The sequence below is a fragment of the Phocaeicola sp. RTP21359st1_B8_RTP21360_211022 genome (assembly GCF_040911965.1).
Classification (GTDB): Bacteria; Bacteroidota; Bacteroidia; order Bacteroidales; family Bacteroidaceae; genus Phocaeicola; species Phocaeicola vulgatus.
Window position 1 is genome coordinate 82,265 of the sequence record NZ_JBDFXP010000002.1, and the last position, 18,897, is coordinate 101,161.

Annotated in this window: 19 protein-coding genes; all 19 read left to right on the top strand. The window is 48.0% G+C overall.

All coding sequences use genetic code 11. From position 1 onward, the window contains the following. The first annotated feature begins 542 nt into the window (after nt 1-542). Nucleotides 543-722, top strand: coding sequence for a hypothetical protein (locus tag AB5062_RS01255; protein ID WP_007750775.1), 180 nt, complete (start codon nt 543-545; stop codon nt 720-722). Nucleotides 723-903: 181 nt separating this feature from the next. Next, complete coding sequence (locus AB5062_RS01260; RefSeq protein WP_004318646.1) at nt 904-1,359, top strand: ferritin-like domain-containing protein; 456 nt, start codon at nt 904-906, stop codon at nt 1,357-1,359. 80 nt (nt 1,360-1,439) lie between these two features. Beyond that, the gene (locus AB5062_RS01265) at nt 1,440-2,087 is read left to right on the top strand and encodes a MarC family protein (RefSeq protein WP_004308119.1); all 648 of its coding nucleotides are present in this window, start codon (nt 1,440-1,442) and stop codon (nt 2,085-2,087) included. Between the two features lie 46 nt (nt 2,088-2,133). After that, a complete protein-coding gene (locus AB5062_RS01270; protein WP_004308118.1) occupies nt 2,134-2,616 on the top strand; it encodes a ferritin in 483 nt (160 codons plus the stop codon). A 23-nt stretch (nt 2,617-2,639) separates the two neighbouring features. Next, the gene (locus tag AB5062_RS01275) at nt 2,640-3,692 is read left to right on the top strand and encodes a class I fructose-bisphosphate aldolase (RefSeq protein ID WP_004308117.1); all 1,053 of its coding nucleotides are present in this window, start codon (nt 2,640-2,642) and stop codon (nt 3,690-3,692) included. Between the two features lie 12 nt (nt 3,693-3,704). Then, nucleotides 3,705-4,454 (top strand): 2,3-diphosphoglycerate-dependent phosphoglycerate mutase, encoded by a 750-nt coding sequence (gpmA, locus tag AB5062_RS01280; protein WP_004308116.1) that lies wholly within the window; start codon nt 3,705-3,707, stop codon nt 4,452-4,454. Between the two features lie 76 nt (nt 4,455-4,530). After that, nucleotides 4,531-4,959 carry an Hsp20/alpha crystallin family protein gene (locus tag AB5062_RS01285; protein WP_004308115.1) on the top strand — a complete coding sequence of 143 codons (429 nt, stop codon included), beginning with the start codon at nt 4,531-4,533 and terminating at the stop codon, nt 4,957-4,959. Nucleotides 4,960-5,059: 100 nt separating this feature from the next. Further along, on the top strand, nt 5,060-5,557 hold the full coding sequence (locus AB5062_RS01290; protein WP_004308114.1) for an RNA polymerase sigma factor: 498 nt from the start codon (nt 5,060-5,062) through the stop codon (nt 5,555-5,557). A 22-nt stretch (nt 5,558-5,579) separates the two neighbouring features. Further along, complete coding sequence (pfkA, locus tag AB5062_RS01295; RefSeq protein WP_004308113.1) at nt 5,580-6,566, top strand: 6-phosphofructokinase; 987 nt, start codon at nt 5,580-5,582, stop codon at nt 6,564-6,566. 12 nt (nt 6,567-6,578) lie between these two features. Further along, nucleotides 6,579-8,354 carry a cation:proton antiporter gene (locus AB5062_RS01300; protein WP_004308112.1) on the top strand — a complete coding sequence of 592 codons (1,776 nt, stop codon included), beginning with the start codon at nt 6,579-6,581 and terminating at the stop codon, nt 8,352-8,354. 6 nt (nt 8,355-8,360) lie between these two features. Continuing rightward, nucleotides 8,361-10,919 carry an alpha-glucan family phosphorylase gene (gene glgP / locus AB5062_RS01305; RefSeq protein ID WP_004313433.1) on the top strand — a complete coding sequence of 853 codons (2,559 nt, stop codon included), beginning with the start codon at nt 8,361-8,363 and terminating at the stop codon, nt 10,917-10,919. Between the two features lie 6 nt (nt 10,920-10,925). Next, on the top strand, nt 10,926-11,744 hold the full coding sequence (locus AB5062_RS01310; protein WP_004308109.1) for an arginase family protein: 819 nt from the start codon (nt 10,926-10,928) through the stop codon (nt 11,742-11,744). A 54-nt stretch (nt 11,745-11,798) separates the two neighbouring features. Then, entirely contained in the window at nt 11,799-12,335 is a 537-nt protein-coding gene (locus AB5062_RS01315; protein WP_008775197.1) for a methylglyoxal synthase, read from the top strand. 234 nt (nt 12,336-12,569) lie between these two features. Further along, nucleotides 12,570-14,975 carry an ATP-binding protein gene (locus AB5062_RS01320; protein ID WP_032839385.1) on the top strand — a complete coding sequence of 802 codons (2,406 nt, stop codon included), beginning with the start codon at nt 12,570-12,572 and terminating at the stop codon, nt 14,973-14,975. Further along, nucleotides 14,953-16,239 (top strand): sigma-54 dependent transcriptional regulator, encoded by a 1,287-nt coding sequence (locus tag AB5062_RS01325; protein WP_004308106.1) that lies wholly within the window; start codon nt 14,953-14,955, stop codon nt 16,237-16,239. The genes AB5062_RS01320 and AB5062_RS01325 overlap by 23 nt, the downstream gene beginning before the upstream one ends. Nucleotides 16,240-16,453: 214 nt before the next feature. After that, complete coding sequence (locus AB5062_RS01330; RefSeq protein ID WP_004308105.1) at nt 16,454-17,071, top strand: RteC domain-containing protein; 618 nt, start codon at nt 16,454-16,456, stop codon at nt 17,069-17,071. A gap of 242 nt (nt 17,072-17,313) precedes the next feature. Next, nucleotides 17,314-17,658 carry a conjugal transfer protein MobA gene (mobA, locus tag AB5062_RS01335; RefSeq protein ID WP_224202605.1) on the top strand — a complete coding sequence of 115 codons (345 nt, stop codon included), beginning with the start codon at nt 17,314-17,316 and terminating at the stop codon, nt 17,656-17,658. Between the two features lie 89 nt (nt 17,659-17,747). Beyond that, on the top strand, nt 17,748-18,434 hold the full coding sequence (locus AB5062_RS01340) for a relaxase/mobilization nuclease domain-containing protein (protein WP_004308102.1): 687 nt from the start codon (nt 17,748-17,750) through the stop codon (nt 18,432-18,434). Between the two features lie 138 nt (nt 18,435-18,572). Further along, on the top strand, nt 18,573-18,872 hold the full coding sequence (locus tag AB5062_RS01345) for a hypothetical protein (protein ID WP_004308101.1): 300 nt from the start codon (nt 18,573-18,575) through the stop codon (nt 18,870-18,872). The last annotated feature ends 25 nt before the right edge of the window (nt 18,873-18,897 follow it).

Genomic DNA, 18,897 nt, shown 5'->3' on the forward strand with positions numbered 1-18,897 from the left:
CGGGATTTGGAGAGCGGAGAGCGATGAAATTCAGTGGCGCAGAGAGTAAAATAATAAAAAAGTTGGATTTTTATTGACGCGAATCAATTCTTTTAGTATTTTTGCCTTGTCTTTTACCAAAAAAGATTAATAACAGTAAGCGTTAGGCATTATCCATGTTCAGGAAATCCCCAATTTCAAGACAACAATTGGATAATACATCAGGTGTCCCTATGCACTATTATATCTTGTTAGCATATATAGGCGTGGGGCTTTGTGTATTATATGTTGTTGAGTATGGGGATACTTCTGAATGGTAATACCAAAGTTCCCACGCTTAACTTTATATAAACACAACTTCAGGGAACAGAGTTGTCATATAATCGCATTATGAAAGCAATTTGTTTCAAAACCGGACAGGTCCTGCCTTCCGTTTTCATTCCTCTGTCTGTTACTGTCTTTAGTGGAATTCTCTGCCTTTTTGTTTCCATTCCTGCCCCTTTTCGGGACTTGCGGCTATTATTACACAAATTACATGCCAAACAGTTTCTCTGAATCCATTTATGGCATTCAATAATCCCCCTGGACATACAGAAGAGGAACTTTGGCAACAAATACTCTCCCTGTCAAGGGAATTGCAGGAATGCAGGGCCTACCTGCACTATCATAATACGCTGGATTACATATACGACAAGATCAACATGATAGAGAAAGAACTGGATATCTTGTTGAGAATGTTGTAGGGATCTTGTGACAAAAAGGCATGATAATTATACATTTTTATGACTATTTGTCTCGCAAGCATTAAAATTCATTTTACAACTCCATAAGAGTCCGATTTACAGATGCTATCACATAAATTCATGATTATTGCAGGATATGAATTACGATTTATTTTGTCTAATTTCAAATATCAGAACAGCCATGGATAAACGAATTGAATATGCGATGAACACATTGATCAATACAGAAATCTGGTCAACTAACCTGTACCTGTCATTGCAGGTCTATTTTGAGGGGCAGCAACTTCTGATATTGGCCTCATGGCTAAGTGCACAGGCACAGGACAATATGGGCAAGGTCTATCAGATGATGAACCGCATCTATCATGAAGGAGGTGCTGTAACCATCCATGAAATCAGGCGCGACATCCGGCAATGGCCGACACCGCTGGCTGCCTTGAACACCCTGCTTGAACATGAACAATATATATCCCGTCAGATATCCGAACTTCACGTACTATGCCAGAATACGGATTCATCCATCCATTCTTTCATCAAGGGGCTGTACACAAAACGGATATATGTAAGTACGGCGTTTATGGAATTGTTGCGTATCCTGGCCATGGAATATGAACGCAGGCTGCCCTGCTTCATATGATGTGTCAAATCGTGTAACCTGACCGGAGTTTATTGTTCACAGAGAAAATAATGGTCTAAAAATAAAACAAGTATCATCCTATGGATATATTCGCATACTCAATGTTGTGTTTCACTTCGTTGTTCACATTGATGGACCCCCTCGGAGTGATGCCGGTTTTCCTGCAGATGACCGAGGGCATGAGTGCCGGAGAACGCCGGAGCATCGCCTTAAAATCCTGCGCCCTCACGTTCGTCATACTGGTACTTTTCACCTTGTGCGGCAGGTTCCTGTTCCATTTTTTCGGGATCTCGACCAATGGTTTCCGGATTGCGGGAGGTATCATCATCTTTAAAATCGGATATGACATGCTGCAGGCACACTTCACCCATGTGAAACTGAACGAGAACGAGAAAAAAGAATATTCCAGGAACATCACCGTCACGCCTCTTGCCGTTCCGATGCTGTGCGGTCCGGGTGTAATTTCAAGCGGCATAACACTGATGGAAGATGCCCCTGAGCATATTTTCAAAATTGCACTGGTTTGCGTGATCGCCCTAGTCTGTCTCCTCTCTTTCATTATCCTTTGCGTGTCAACGCGGCTTTTGAAAATTCTTGGAGAAACCGGAAATAATGTGATGATGAGACTGATGGGGCTTATTCTGATGGTCATCGCCGTGGAATGTTTCATAAACGGGATGCAACCTGTCCTGACAGATATTTTGAGACAAGCACACGCTTGCCCCTGAATATGAAAAATAAAAAATAGTACCAACATTAAAAATTAGATTCATTATGACCGAGAATTTACAAAAGGCCCTGAACGGGCAGATTACTGCGGAATTATGGTCCGCCAACCTGTATCTTTCAATGTCCTTCTATCTGGAAAAGGAAGGTTTTTCCGGCATGGCCCGCTGGATGCGCAAGCAATCGGCGGAAGAGACAGGACACGCATGTGCCATCGCCGAATATATGGCCAAACGTGAGGCGGAGGCAAAAGTGGACAAGGTCGATGTGGTTCCACAGGGTTGGGGCAGTCCCACCGAAGTCTTTGAACATGCCTTGGAACACGAGAGACATGTTTCCAGATTGATTGACGAACTGGTACATCTGGCTTCCGAGGAGAAAGACAATGCCACCCGTGATTTTCTTTGGGGATTTGTCAGGGAGCAGGTGGAGGAAGAGGCGAATTTCCTGAACATCGTAAACCTGATGAAGAAAGCCGGAGAGAGCGGCATCCTTTTCATGGATGCAAAACTGGGGGAACGCCAGTCCTGATTTGGAATAAAAAAACGACTGACATGAGCACGATTATTGATTTGTTGGGAACGCAGGCAGGATACTACCTGGACCATGTATGCAAGACAATAGACAAGAAACTCATCCATATCCCCGAGCCGAATATGATAGACAAGGCATGGGTGGATTCCGACAGGAATATACGCACCTTGGAGAGCCTGCAAGCCCTGTACGGGCACGGGCGTCTGGCCAATACCGGGTATGTCTCCATCCTGCCGGTGGATCAGGGGATAGAACATTCTGCCGGAGCATCCTTTGCACCCAATCCTCTTTACTTCGATCCCGGGAACATTGTGAAACTCGCTATCGAGGGAGGATGCAACGCCGTGGCATCCACATTCGGAGTTCTGGGAGCTGTGGCACGTAAGTACGCCCATAAGATTCCTTTCATCGTGAAGTTGAACCATAACGAGCTGCTGACTTATCCGAACAGTTATGACCAGGTCATGTTCGGTACAGTGAAGGAGGCATGGAACATGGGTGCCGTTGCCGTGGGGGCAACTATCTATTTCGGTTCGGAACAAAGCCGCCGCCAGATTGTGGAGGTCTCACAGGCGTTTGAATATGCCCATGAGTTGGGGATGGCCACGGTATTGTGGTGTTATCTGAGAAACAGCAGTTTTAAGAAAGACGGGATTGACTATCATGCGGCAGCAGATCTGACAGGGCAGGCCAACCATATCGGGGTCACCATCAAGGCTGATATCGTGAAGCAGAAGCTGCCGTCCAACAATGGAGGTTTTAAAGCCATCGGATTCGGTAAGACCGACGGGCGTATGTATACGGAACTGGTCTCCGACCATCCGATAGACCTCTGCCGCTACCAGGTGGCCAACGGGTATATGGGAAGGGTTGGCCTGATCAATTCGGGGGGCGAGTCCCATGGGACATCTGACCTGCATGATGCCGTCGTAACCGCAGTGGTGAACAAACGTGCCGGAGGTATGGGACTTATCTGTGGGAGAAAAGCCTTCCAGAAGACGATGAAAGACGGGGTCTCGCTTCTGAACACCATTCAGGATGTCTATCTGGATCCTTCGATAACCGTTGCATAAAAACTATATGGCATGAAAAGGATCGTATTGTTGAGACATGGCGAGAGCCTATGGAACAAGGAAAACCGCTTTACCGGTTGGACCGATGTAGACCTGAGTGATAAGGGGATCGCAGAAGCCTGTAAAGCCGGTGATATGCTGAAAGAAGCGGGATTCTCTTTTGAGGCGGCTTACACATCCTATCTGAAACGGGCTGTGAAAACGTTGAATTGTGTTCTGGACCGTCTCAATGAAGACTGGATCCCGGTGGAGAAAAGCTGGAGGTTGAACGAGAAACACTACGGCATACTTCAGGGACTTAACAAAAGGGAGACAGCAGACAAATATGGCGAGGAACAAGTCCATATCTGGCGGAGAAGTTACGGCGTGTCGCCCGAGCCGGTGAAGGAAGACGATCCCCGCTATCCGGGGAACGACACCCGTTACGCCGGTGTTCCCGAAATGGAACTGCCACGGACTGAATCCCTGAAGGATGCCGTCATGCGTGTCATGCCCTATTGGGAATGTGTCATCCTACCCACATTGATGCATAGGGACAACCTGCTTGTCGTTGCCCATGGAAACAGTCTGCGCGGGATAGTCAAGCATCTCAAGAATATTTCCGATACGGACATATCCCTCTTGAACCTGCCCACGGCAGTACCTTATGTATTCGAATTTGATGAACGGCCGGTGCTTGTCAGGGACTATTTCCTCGGAGACCAGGAGGAGATACGGAGACGAACGGAGGCTGTAGCCGAACAAGGTATGATCAGACGATAAGAGTCAGTCAATCAGACTGATTTGTATTGTCTTTTTGAATATTTTATTTATTAACAATTTAAAAAAGGAGGTAAAAATGGTACCTGTAAAAACAAATTCAAACTGGTTGCCGAGTATTTTTAACGATTTCTTCGAGAATGAGTGGCTGGCAAAAACGGGAGTTACGGCTCCTGCCATCAATGTCATTGAGAATGACAAGGACTACAAGGTTGAAATGGCGGCTCCCGGAATGACGAAGGATGATTTCAAGGTGAATGTTGACGAAAACAACAACCTGACAATCTGCATGGAAAAGAAAGAAGAGAAGAAGGAGGAGAAGAAAGACAAGAAGTATCTCCGCCGCGAATTCTCTTATTCCAAGTTCCAGCAGACCATCCTGCTACCTGAAAACGTGGAGAAGGATAAGATTTCCGCAAAAGTCGAACACGGGATCCTGTCCATTGAAATCCCGAAAGTGAAGGAGGAAGAAAAACAAAAAACTTCCAAGGCTATCGAGGTTAAATAATTCCATATCTGGAATGGTGTAAGGCCGGACAGGCTTTTCCTGTCCGGAGAGCCGTCCGGCCTTTAACAGGCACTTCCGGAACAGGGAACCGGCACAACCGATGAAGGAATTCAATTTTGAAAAAGAGCTGCTTAGCGTACAGGACGAACTGTTCCGTTTCGCGTACAAACTGACAGCGGACAGGGAGAAGGCGGAAGATCTGCTGCAGGATACCCTGCTCAAGGCAATGCTTCACAAAGAAAGTTACAACAAGAACACAAATTTCAAAGGGTGGCTGTTTATCATCATGCGTAACACGTTTATCAACGGTTACCGGGCGGAGGTCGGTCATACCCGTCTGTACATATCCTCCGATCCTGCATATTATTCGCGGATCATGGACGAGTCCCGTACAGAGGAGGTGGACAGGAACTATGACCTGGAAAAGATACGTAATGCCATCAAAAGTATACCGGAGTCGCATTTCATACCTTTTGAGATGTACCTGTCAGGGTTCAAATACCGTGAGATAGCGGAAAGAACCGGTGTGAGTTTGGGAACCATAAAGAGCCGTATTTTTCACTGCCGGAAAAAACTGAAAGCTATATTGGCAGAATGAAACAAAACAAGAACTGAGATAGATGAAAAAAGATGAATATATAGGAATCCTTACTTCCGGAGGGGACGCTTCCGGAATGAATGCGGCAATCCGTGCCGTGACCCGTACCGCCATTTTCAACGGCTTCAAAGTCAAAGGAATTTACAGAGGGTACGAAGGCCTGATAGCGGGCGAGTCCAGGGAACTTACGACCGAGGATGTGAGCAGCATCATCCAGCGTGGGGGAACCATCCTGAAAACGGCACGTTCCGAAGCGTTCACCACCCCGGAAGGACGCAGAGAGGCATACGATACCATGAGGAAAGAAAAAATCGGGGCGCTGGTAGTCATCGGGGGCGACGGCTCACTGACTGGAGCCCGCATATTTGCCGAGGAATACCCTGTCACGTGCATAGGACTGCCCGGTACCATCGACAATGACCTGTACGGTACCGATTTTACAATCGGATATGATACGGCCCTGAACACCATTGTGGAGTGTGTGGACAAAATCCGGGATACAGCCACCTCGCACGACCGAATTTTCTTTGTCGAGGTGATGGGACGCGACGCCGGTTTCCTCGCCCAGAACAGCGCAATAGCCTCGGGAGCCGAGGCCGCCATTATTCCGGAAGACCGGACGGATGCGGATCAGCTGGAGACTTTTATCGGACGCGGATTCCGGAAGACCAAGAACAGCAGCATCGTCATCGTGACGGAAAGCCCGGGCAATAAGAATGGCGGAGCCATGCACTATGCCGACCGGGTAAAAAGGGAATACCCCGGATATGATGTCAGGGTCTCTATCCTGGGACATCTACAACGGGGAGGAGCGCCAAGTGCCAACGACCGCATATTGGCCAGCCGGCTGGGTGAGGCCGCCATACAGGCCCTGATGGAGGACCAGCACAATATCATGGTAGGCATACATAACAATGAGATTGTCTATGTTCCTTTTGACCAGGCTATCAAGAACGACAAGCCCATTGACAAAAACCTGATCCGTGTCCTTAACGAGTTGTCCATATAAAATGTTACTCCTATGTCGGAAGTTGCCCCTTTAATATCAGACCTTGCCACTATCTTGATTATAGCCGGTATCATAACCGTCATTTTCAAATGGCTGGGACAGCCGGTCATAGTGGGATATATTGTGGCCGGTATTATGGCAGGTCCTTCCATTTCCCTATTCCCGACTGTTTCCGACCAGGCCAATATCAAGATATGGGCGGATATCGGTGTTATTTTCCTCCTGTTCGCCATAGGACTGGATTTCTCGTTCAGAAAGCTGATAAGTGTGGGAGCCTCGGCCATATTCTCCACTGTTATCATCGTCTGCGGCATGATGTTCCTGGGATATACGGCAGGCAATGCGATGGGCTTCTCACACACGAGCTGTATCTTTCTGGGCGGAATGCTGTCCATGTCCTCCACCGCCATCGTATTCAAAGCATTCAGTGACATGGGGCTTCTCGATCAGAAATTTACCGGTATTGTCCTGGGGATACTAATCATTGAGGACGTGGTGGCGGTAATCATGATGGTGGTCCTCTCCACATTGGCTGTAGGCAAGCATTTTGAAGGCTTCGAAATGCTGGAGAGCATATTGAAACTTGCGGCCTTTCTTATTTTCTGGTCAGCATTGGGAATCTATCTGATTCCTACCCTTCTGAAAAGATTGAACCGCTTTATTAGCAATGAAATACTGTTGACAACCTCCCTGGGACTATGCCTGGGAATGGTGATGATAGCGACAAAGGCGGGATTCTCCGCCGCGCTGGGTGCGTTCGTCATGGGATCCCTGCTGGCAGAAACAGATAAAGCGGAAGAAATCGCACATATCGTGCAACCGGTAAAGGACCTGTTCGCCTCCGTTTTCTTCGTATCAGTGGGAATGATGATCGACCCTGCCATGATATGGGAATATGCCGTTCCTGTTTTTATCCTGACGGCACTGGTCCTATGCGGGCAGGTCCTGTTCGGGAGTTTCGGCGTGTTGCTTTCCGGACAACCGCTAAAGATTGCGATACAAGCCGGCTTTTCCCTGGCACAAGTGGGTGAGTTTGCGTTCATCATCGCTTCGTTAGGAATCAGTCTGAATGTAATGGACAAATACCTTTATCCGGTCATAGTGGCAGTATCGGTCATCACCACTTTCCTTACTCCTTATATGATAAGACTGTCGGATCCCGTCTACTGTTTTGCAGACAGGCACTTGCCACAATTCCTGAAAGATTACCTGACGCATTATTCTTCTGGAACAATGACCACAAGACATCAAGGCTCCTGGCACAAGCTCATCAGGTCCATGTTGGTATCCGTCACCCTTTATCTGGTGGTATGCCTGTTTTTCATAGCGCTGTTCTTCTCCTATGCGTATCCTCTGGTAATGGGACGTATTCCGGGGATGAAAGGAAGCCTGCTGAGCTTCGTTCTTGTCCTCCTTATCATATCCCCGTTTTTGTGCGCCATCATCATGAAGAAAAACAATTCCGTCGAATTCCGCAAACTTTGGGCGGACAACAGGTTCAACAGGGGGCTGCTGGTATCAATGATAGTGATCAAGGTGTTGATCTGTATCATTATCGTAATGGGTATCATCATCCGTCTTTTCAATGTCGCTTTGGGGTCAGGACTGATATTATCTTTCCTGATCATTGTCGTTATCTATTTTTCCAAGCGGATACGGAAACGATCGCTAAGTATGGAAAAACAGTTCCTCGAGAATTTCCAGGGTACAGCCGGGACATTTCCACAGGAAGAACCGGAAACAGGAGAAACCTCCACAGAAAAAAATCATGAACTATCAAATAAGTAAAATGTTATGGAATATTCAAGTTATCATGTAAACGTCCCACAATGGAGGGAGATTACAGTCGGTTCACACCTTCCGGCAGAATTGCGGAGATTTGCGGAGATGGCACATAATCTTTGGTGGACCTGGAACGAGGATGCGAAGAGTTTATATAGTGGTTTGAACCCGGAACTATGGGAAGAGGCGGAACAGAATCCGGTACTGTTTCTGGAACGGATGGATTATGAAGAGCTGGAGGCACTGACACATGACGGAAACTTCATGCGTAAGATGGAAAACGTATATTCCACTTTTAAGGCGTATCTTGATGTGGAGCCGGACCACAGCCGTCCGTCAGTTGCCTATTTCAGCATGGAATATGGTCTGGACAGGGTTCTTAAAATCTATTCCGGCGGTCTGGGCATATTGGCAGGTGACTATCTGAAGGAAGCTTCGGACAGTAACGTAGACCTCTGCGCTGTAGGGCTTTTATATCGTTATGGCTATTTTGACCAGGCTCTGGCGATGGACGGGCAGCAACAGGTTCATTATGACCCACAGAATTTCGGGCAGCTTCCGATAGAGAAAGTGATGCAGCCTGACGGGCGACAACTGGTAATCCATGTTCCCTATGCCGACAGTTTCACGGTCCATGCCAATGTATGGAAGGCCAATGTGGGACGTGTTTCCCTCTACCTGCTGGATACGGACAATGAACTGAACAGCGAGTTCGACCGTCCGATTACCCATCACCTGTATGGCGGTGACTGGGAAAACCGGCTCAAGCAGGAAATACTGCTCGGCATCGGAGGAATGATGACATTAAAAGTATTGGGCATCGAGAAAGATGTATATCACTGCAACGAGGGGCATGCCGCACTGATCAATATCCAGCGGTTATGCGACTATATATCCGAAGGCCTGGACTTCGGACAAGCCATGGAACTGGTTAGGGCTTCCTCGCTTTACACTGTGCATACACCTGTGCCTGCCGGCCATGACTATTTCGATGAGGGGCTTTTCAATAAATATATGAAAGGATATCCTGATAAGCTGGGCATTACGTGGGACGAGTTGATGAACCTCGGACGGCAAACTCCGGGCAACAAGGGAGAACGTTTCTGCATGTCGGTATTCGCCTGCAAAACCAGCCAGGCGGTAAACGGTGTCAGCAAGCTGCACAAGTCCGTTTCACAGCAGATGTTCGCGCCTCTCTGGAAAGGCTATTTCCCGGAAGAGAACCATGTGGGCTATGTGACGAATGGCGTACACTTTCCCACTTGGTGTACGGCGGAGTGGAAAAAGCTGTTTAAGGACAATTTCGATGAGAATTTCATGAACGACCAGTCCAATCAGGAAATATGGAAAGGCGTTTATAATATACCCGATGAAGAGATATGGAACATGCGGAAAAGGTTGAAAACCAAACTGATATCCTACATCAAGTGGAAATGCGGCCGGGACTGGCTCAAAAGCCAGGTTGACCCGGCATTGGGTGTCTCCATTTTCGAGAAGTTTAATCCGAATGCTCTTCTTGTCGGCTTCGGAAGGCGCTTTGCAACTTACAAAAGAGCTCATCTTTTGTTTACCGATTTGGATCGTCTGGCGCGGATTGTGAACAATCAGGAACATCCCATACAGTTTGTCTTTGCAGGAAAAGCCCATCCAAACGACACTGCCGGGCAAGGGCTCATCAAGCAGATTGTGGAGATATCCCGCCGTCCTGAATTCTTGGGTAAAATCATCTTCCTTGAGAATTATGACATGGACCTGGCACGGCATCTTATTTCTGGGGTTGACATCTGGATGAATACTCCCACCCGTCTTGCGGAGGCTTCCGGAACTTCCGGTGAGAAGGCTCTGATGAACGGCGTACTCAACTTCTCCGTGCTGGACGGTTGGTGGTACGAAGGCTACCGCAAGGAGGCGGGATGGGCCATCACCGACAAGGCCACCTATCAGGATGAACAGTACCAGAACCAACTGGATGCGGAAACAATTTATTTCCTGCTGGAACATAATATCCTGCCGTTATATTATGAACGGAAAGAAAAAGACTATCCGGAAACCTGGGTCAAGTACATCAAGAACTCGGTTGCGCAAATAGCTCCCCGCTTCACGATGAAAAGACAGCTGGATGACTACTATGACGGATTTTACAACAAGTTGTCGGAACACTTTCATGTTTTGGCGGCGGACAATTATGCAAAGGCGAAAACGCTTGCCGGCTGGAAGGCAGCTGTCGACAGCAGATGGAATGCCGTGGAAATCGTTTCCGTGAATGCGGGAAAAGGATTGGACGCCACGGTGGAGGCTGGTAAGGAATACGAGATGACGGTCGTCATTGACGAGAAAGGGCTGGACAACGCGATCGGATTGGAATCGGTCATTATACGGCATGAGGAGAATGAGGATCGCATCCATGAGGTCATTCCTTTTTCTTTGACATCCAAAGACGGAAACCTATACACTTTCAAGGCAATAACCAGAATGTTCAGCGCTGGAAGCTTCAAACAGGCATTCAGAATGTATCCCAACCATCCCCTGTTACCTCACCGGCAAGATTTTTGTTATGTACGATGGTTCTGAACGGACATGAATAAGCAAGAGTTACTGACAAATGGACGGTGTAAGAAGAAGGCGGACCGAGAAACCGTCTGGCCGGTTGTCATCATGAACTTCACCGGTGTGTATGCCCATGAGGTATTTGCACGGAACAATCAGTTCATTTGGCTAGACTGCCGTCACCTTTCTGGAACGAGAGGTTACTGTGACAAGGAGGGGATACGAAAATTGAAGCGGGTGATTGCCGGTTATCCAGCGGAAGGTATCCATTTCATTGATTCGGGCAATTATCATTACCTGACCAAATTATGGACAGACAAACTTCGAGTTCCGTTCTCTCTGATTGTATTCGACCATCACCCCGACATGCAGCCTCCCTTGTTCAAGGGCATGCTTTCTTGTGGGAGCTGGGTAAAAGACATGTTAGACTGGAATATGCTTTGCAAGAAAGTGGTGATAGTCGGTGCATCGGACAAACTGATACGCACCGTACCGGAAGAATACGGACAACGAGTCAGTTTTTATAGCGAAGCGACGTTAGCTCACGAGAAGGGCTGGCGCAATTTCTCCTCTGCGTATATTGAAGGACCGGTTTACTTGTCCATAGACAAGGATGTCCTGAACCCGGCATCCGCAGTAACAGACTGGGATCAAGGGTCTTTCAGCCTGCAGGAACTGGAGGAATTACTGGCAATTGTCCTTCGAAAGGAACGTGTAGTCGGCATTGATATCTGCGGGGAATGCTCCGCAACGCTTACTTTGTTTGAGGAGAGGCGGGAAGCCACCGTGGACAGCCGGGCGAACAAGGAGCTGCTCAAACTCATACAGTCATTCTCCTGTTTTTTATAAAGCTGTTGGATATTGTTAATTATATTATCACATAAACCATATTTTATTATTATGATGAAAACAATTGTTCGTAAAATCGGTCTGGTTGCACACGATGCAATGAAAAAGGACATGATAGAATGGGTTCTTTGGAACTCGGAACGTCTGATAGGGCATAAGTTCTATTGTACGGGAACCACCGGTACACTCATTAAAAAAGCGCTCGAAGAGAAACATCCTGAAACAGAATGGGATATCACGATTCTGAAATCCGGTCCTTTAGGTGGTGACCAGCAAATGGGCTCACGTATTGTGGAAGGAGAGATTGATTATTTGTTCTTTTTCACGGATCCGATGACATTGCAGCCACATGACACGGATGTAAAGGCACTGACCCGGCTGGCGGGAGTTGAAAATATAGTTTTCTGTTGTAACCGTTCGACAGCGGACCATATTATTTCCAGTCCTTTGTTTCTTGACCCGACCTACAAACGGATTCATCCAGACTATACCAATTATACACAACGCTTTGAAAACAAAGAAATTGTATCGGAAGCAGTAGAACGGGTGAAGAAACGGATGAGCCGAAATGAAAACAATATGATCGAATGAGAATGTAATGTCCAATAAAGGGGATGTGATATGTTTCAGTCATAAAAAGCAGGTTCCTATCCTTTCTGTGAGTATAAAAAAAGATTAAAAGATCAACTGTGTGATAGCAAACTTGCGAGGTATCCTCAAATGGTTTGAAACAGTAATAAACTTTTATCATAAGTTTCTATTATTCCCTTTTATATGAGCGAACACGCCTTTTTGTAGGATTCCAATATAAGAATGAAGACTTCCATGTGGTTGAAACTTAAAATCCTTTTAGGATATGTCATACTGCTTCTCCTGCTCGTCCTGACCATTCATATCTTCCGCAAGGAACAGACGAGGCGGAACAGCCTGCGACAGGATGAGCATGAACTGGCCTGTATCCGGCATCTGGCCGGAGAAACATACGCGGGCTTGCTGGGACTGGCCACTTACGGTGAAACAGTCAGCGTCTGGGATGAAAGCGACCTTGGACTCTACCACACAAAAAAAGACAGTGTCTGTAACATGTTGCAGACACTGAAAAGGTATGTGAAGTCTCCCGAACAACAGTCGCGCATAGATTCGTTATGCCTGCTGCTGGAAAGAAAGGAACTGTTGTTAGACACGGTCATGGACACGTTCGGGCGTCTGCGCAAGACCGGCGAGATCGTGAACAGCAAGATTCCGGCAATCGTGTCCCATATCCAGCAGGCGGATGTCCTTCCTGCCGAGAAAAAGAAGGAGGAGGAAACTCCGAAGAAGGGTTTCTGGTCATTCATCAGGCCCGGGAGGAAAAAATCGGCCTATCTGCAGCAGAAGGAACAGCTGGAACGCCAGCGACAGTCCATTGGTAAACATCAGGGTACCACATCTGTCACGAGCATGCTGCACTCCCTTGACAGGGAGGTGACCGACATGCAGAAAGCCGAACGGGAAAGGCTGCTGGAACAGATGGACCTCCTGTACAGTAACAACACGGACCTGAACCACAGGCTACACCGGATTGTCAGGGACTTTGAGGCGGATGCTGGAATACGGCTTGATGAGCGTTACAGGCAATTCATTTCCACACGCGACCGCTCGTTCCATACGGTCTCTCTGCTGGCTGTCCTCATCTCGTTGCTGACCGTCCTCCTGTATCTTATCATCCACCGGGATCTGAACAGGATAAACCAGTATCAGCGTCAGCTGGAAGCCTCCAATCGTGAGAACACGGAGCTCCTACAATCCAGAAAACGCATGATGCTCACCATCGCTCATGACCTTCGTGCGCCACTGGCTACTATCAAAGGATGCGCCGAACTGCTCCCCGGGGAAGAAAAGAAGAGCCGCAAGGACGAGTATGCGGAAAATATACTCCATTCTTCCGATTACATGATCGGGCTGGTCAATACGCTGATCGGATTCTACCTGCTGGATACCGGCAGGAACAAACCCATCCTTTCGATTTTCCGGCTGGAGACCCTTTTCAGCGAAACAGCCCGGAACTACGGTTCGCTGGCCAAAAAGAAAAAGCTGCGGCTGACAACCGCCTTTTCCGGTCTGGATGTGGTAGTAAGCGGTGACCGTTCCCAGCTCCAGCAAATCCTGAACAATCTGCTTTCCAACGCCATTAAATTCACCCGGCAAGGTGAAATCCGCCTGCAAGCGGAATACCGGAATAAAGAATTGCATTTCTCGGTACAGGACACCGGTACCGGGATGACGGAGGAAGAAACAACCCGGATATTCACAGCTTTTGAACGGTTGGACAATGCCCGTAATGTTCCCGGTTTCGGATTGGGGCTGGCCATTGCAAGCAGGCTGGTCTCCGGGATGCAGGGAAGCCTTACCGTAAAAAGCAAACCGGGTGAAGGCAGCACGTTTACCGCATTCCTGCCACTCCTTGAGGCGGATGAATCCACCCAGATGGATGAGACACGCATCGCTACTGATTATCATCTGGATGGAATCAACGTACTGGTCATTGATGACGACCGGATGCAACTGAACATTACCAAAGAGATGTTTAACCGTAACGGAGTGCGGTGCGACTGCTGCCAGACCAGCCGTGAACTGGTTACCCGGCTACGGTCACAAAGATATGACCTGCTGCTGACGGATATACAGATGCCTGAAACGGACGGCTACGGAATACTTGAACTGCTCCGGGCATCCAATATGGAGAACGCAAAGACAATCCCCGTCATAGCGGTAACGGCACGGGTGGATGATGACAACGAGTATCTGTCGGGCGGCTTTTCGGGCTGCATCCATAAACCATTCTCTATGGAAGAACTGATAAATACAGTGGCACAAGTGATAGGAGAAAAAGACAGAAAGGAGTATGCTCCCGATTTCTCACTCATCCTTTCAGGAGAGGACAACAGGGAGGAAATGCTCGCCCTGTTTATCGAAGAGAGCCGGAAAGACCTTGCCGCATTAACCGCTGCCTTAGACCGACAAGACAAGGAGGCCGCCGCCTCCATCCTGCATAAGAACCTGCCCCTATGGGAAACCGTCCGTCTGGATTTCCCCTTGTCTCATTTACGGGAACTGGTGACAGAACCTGCGACAGAGTGGACCAATAGACAATCCATGGAAATGCGGGACATCATCCGGGCAGTGGAAAAACTGATAGTATACGCTGAAAAATACGGGAGGAAAGCCTATGAAAACAATCCTGATTATTGAAGATGATATTGTGTTCAGCCGTAGCATCAGCAACTGGCTGGTGAAAAAAGGGATGAAAACCGAATGCGTGGCAACCCTTGCGAATGCCCGTAAAGCCATCGGGCAAAAGGAGTTCGACCTAATACTGGCAGACCTGCGCCTGCCGGACGGAAATAGCACCTCGCTCCTGAAATGGATGAATGAGAAGTACTACTCTATCCCTTTTCTGATCATGACCAACTACGGACAGGTGGAGAATGCGGTGACAACCATGCAACTGGGAGCCATCAACTACCTGTGTAAGCCTGTGCAGCCAGACAATCTCCTGGCTCTGATAACGGAGATACTGGATAAAAACGATAACGAACAGGAGTTCTACCGAGGTGAAAGCCCCAAAGCCCATGAGATGTACCGTCTGATAGAGATGATTGCCTGTGCCGACATCTCCGTTCTGCTCCGTGGGGCTTCCGGCACCGGGAAGGAGCACATTGCAGCCGAGATACATGCCCGGAGCCATCGGAAGAACAAGCCGTATCTGGCTATCGACTGCGGGGCCATTTCCGATGAGCTTGCCGCCTCCGAGTTTTTCGGTCATCAGAAGGGAGCCTTTACCGGTGCGGAAAGCGACAAGGTCGGATTGTTCCGTGCCGTTAACGGAGGGACATTGTTTCTGGACGAGATAGGCAACCTTTCCTATAAGACACAGATGCTCCTGCTCAGGGCCTTGCAAGAGAAACGCTGCAAGCCGGTAGGTTCCACGAAAGAATACTCTTTTGATATCCGGCTGGTTGCCGCCACCAATGAGAATCTGGAAAAAGCCATCGGAGAAGGACGCTTCCGGGAAGACCTGTTCCACCGGCTCAATGAGTTCACTCTGCGGATTCCTACACTGGCAGAATGCCGGGAAGACATCCTTCCTCTGGCTTATTTTTTCTTGAAACTCACTTGCGCCAAGGCCCATAAATCGTTTCGTGGCTTTGACCGGCTGGCAGAGGCGGCACTGCTGGAATATCCCTGGCCGGGGAATATCCGTGAACTGAAGAATGTAATAGGTCGAGCCGTACTCATCTGCCAAGAGCAATGGATTTCCGTTTCAGACCTGAACCTTGAAATCTCCCTTCCTAAAGAAGAAGAAACGCAGTGGACGGAAGAAGAAAAAGAAAAGGCGTTGCTTCTCCAGACCCTTGAAAAGACGGGTGACAACCGTTCCAAGGCGGCCCGGTTGCTCAATGTCAGCCGGACTACCCTGTATGAGAAACTAAGGAAATACCATATCATCGACTGACCGGAGGATAACCCGAAGCAAATGAGGTTTACAAAAGTGTAAGCCGTCCTAACATTCTTGTCAAGGACGGCTTACACTTTTTATTTACACCCGTTTCTATATGAAATTTGTTTATTGTTGATTGTCAGTATTTTAAAAAGGTATAGAGCTTTAAACGATAGCAGAGGCATTTCATTTGGCTTACTCCGGTATAAACAAATCAAATGTATGCCGTATGAAACCATTTACAGAATGCCGTATATTCAATTATTTATCTCTGGCTTCAAGCCCAAAACAGACAGTTTCCGATGAAGAATTCTCTTCCTCCTATACCGAATATGAACAATACCTTTACGACCTCGCCATCGAATCGGTTTCCGTATCGGAAAGGCTGCGCCATCTGCTTCACAGCAAGGTAGAACTGATTTCCCTAAAGAAGTTATTCACCCGAACAGGACATTTCCACACGGCAGTAGCCGAATTCTATCTGGACAAATGCCTCCTGCTGGTGGAGGCGGAAATAGAGCTGGTCAATTTTGGTGTACAGTACCCCGGAACCATCACGACACCTTCCTCGTTTCTTTCATCGCTCCATTGGAAAGGTTCGCTGGTCAACCTGATGGAACTGATCTCCTCGCTGGATTACAGCGGGCTGATTACGGACGAAAGCGGCAAACGCCTCTCTTTCGCCGGTATCGTTTCCGCTTTTGAGAAACTCTTCAATGTTGCCATTCCCAAACCATATGACCTGCGTGCCGACCTTGCCCGGCGCAAAAAGAACTATTCCGTCCTGCTGCCCAAACTAAAGGAAACCTTTGAAAAGAACATCGCGGCTTGCGGAAACGGGAAGTGAACAGGGGTATTTTTACCCCCTGTCACAAATAGTCATCTCTTGTCATTTGTAGTCACTTTCCGATTTTAGGTTCGTATCAAAATTATCACTTATTTTGCTGCCGGATAAATAAAACCTGAAAAGATATGGCTAAAATCAATAGTACACGCAAACCCGGACGGGCTGACACTTCGAGCAAATGAAGAGGCGGACGGAATCCCAAAGAGGAATCAGAACTTCATTCTTATTATTACGGATTCCGTCTGGACGAACTCCAGAACATCGAGTTTGAGAGGCTCTTTGAGAATTCGGGAGCTAATAATAAATCCCAGTTCATCCTTGCCGCCCTTTTCGACAAACCGATGAAAGTCGTGAAAATAGATAAGGCGGCAACGGACTACTACATCAAGCTGACCAACCTGCAGAGCGAATACCGCCGGATCGGAGTAAACTATAACCAGGCAGTCAAAGCTCTGCATACCGGACTATCCGAAAAGAAGGCTCTTGCCATGCTCTATAAATTGGAGCAACTGACTATTGAACTAATATCTCTCAACCGGGAGATTATCCGTCTCACCCAAGAATTTGAACAATGGTTGCAAAAATAACATCAGGAGCCTCCGTTTACGGGGCATTATACTACAATCAAGAAAAAGTGGACAAGCAGCAGGCACGGCCACTGGCATGAAACCGGATCATGGAACCGGCAGACGGCCATCCGACCATCCAGCACTGCATCCGTTCCTTCGAACCGTATCTGGCGGCTAACCGCCGGACTGAGAAGCCCGTTATCCACATTTCATTAAATCCACACCCGGACGATGTGCTGACCGATGAACAGTTGACCGCTATCGGCCAGGAATACATGGAAAAAATGGGATATGGCAACCAACCCTATATCATCTACCGGCATGAGGATATCGGCAGGCCCCACATCCATATCGTCTCCCTGCGTATTGACGAGCAGGGAAAGAAAATTAAAGATTACAAAGAATGGCAACGCTCGACCGCTGTTTGCCGGGAGCTGGAGAGGAAATACCATCTGTTACCCGCCGAGAAGATGGAGCGACGGGAATCCCTGCCGCTGACTGCCGTCGATTACCGGAAGGGGGATATCAAGCATCAGATAGCCAATGTGGTCAAGCCCGTCATGCAGGGATACAAGTTCCAATCCGTCAAGGAGTTTAAAGCCCTGCTTGGCCTTTTCCATGTAACGGTGGAAGAGGCCCACAAGACGATAAAGGGAAAGACCTATCATGGACTGGTCTATGCGGCTACCGATGAAAAAGGAGAACGGACCGGCGTAGCCATCAAATCCAGCAAGATCGGTAAAAGCGTAGGCTACGAGGCACTCCAAAAGAAATTTGTGAAAAGCAAACAATGAATTGCCCGACATCCCGTACCCGTACAGACGAAGGAAGCTATCGCTACCGCCCTGCAAGGACAGCCCACCCGTCAGGGATTCCTGCAGGAACTTTCTGGAAAAGGCATTGCCGCCATACTCTGGCAGAACGATTCCGGTGTGATCTATGGCGTGACCTACATCGACCATAACTCAAAGACCGTATTCAAGGGCTCGCTTCTGGGCAAAGAATATTCGGCATCGGTTATAAACCGGAAGTACGGCACGATCCCACCGGAAAAGACTGAAGAAGCCCCTGTTATCCATCCGTCCGAACCGGAAATGAAAGAGACGGAGCTGGTGGAAGGACTGCTTGATATATTCTCTTTGGAATCCTATCCGTATCCGGCAGACGACCTGACGCAAAGCCCTTACGGGAAAAAGAAAAAGAGAAAACGCAGAGGTCCGCATCTGGGCTAATAAAATGTATCACCATTAATTATCA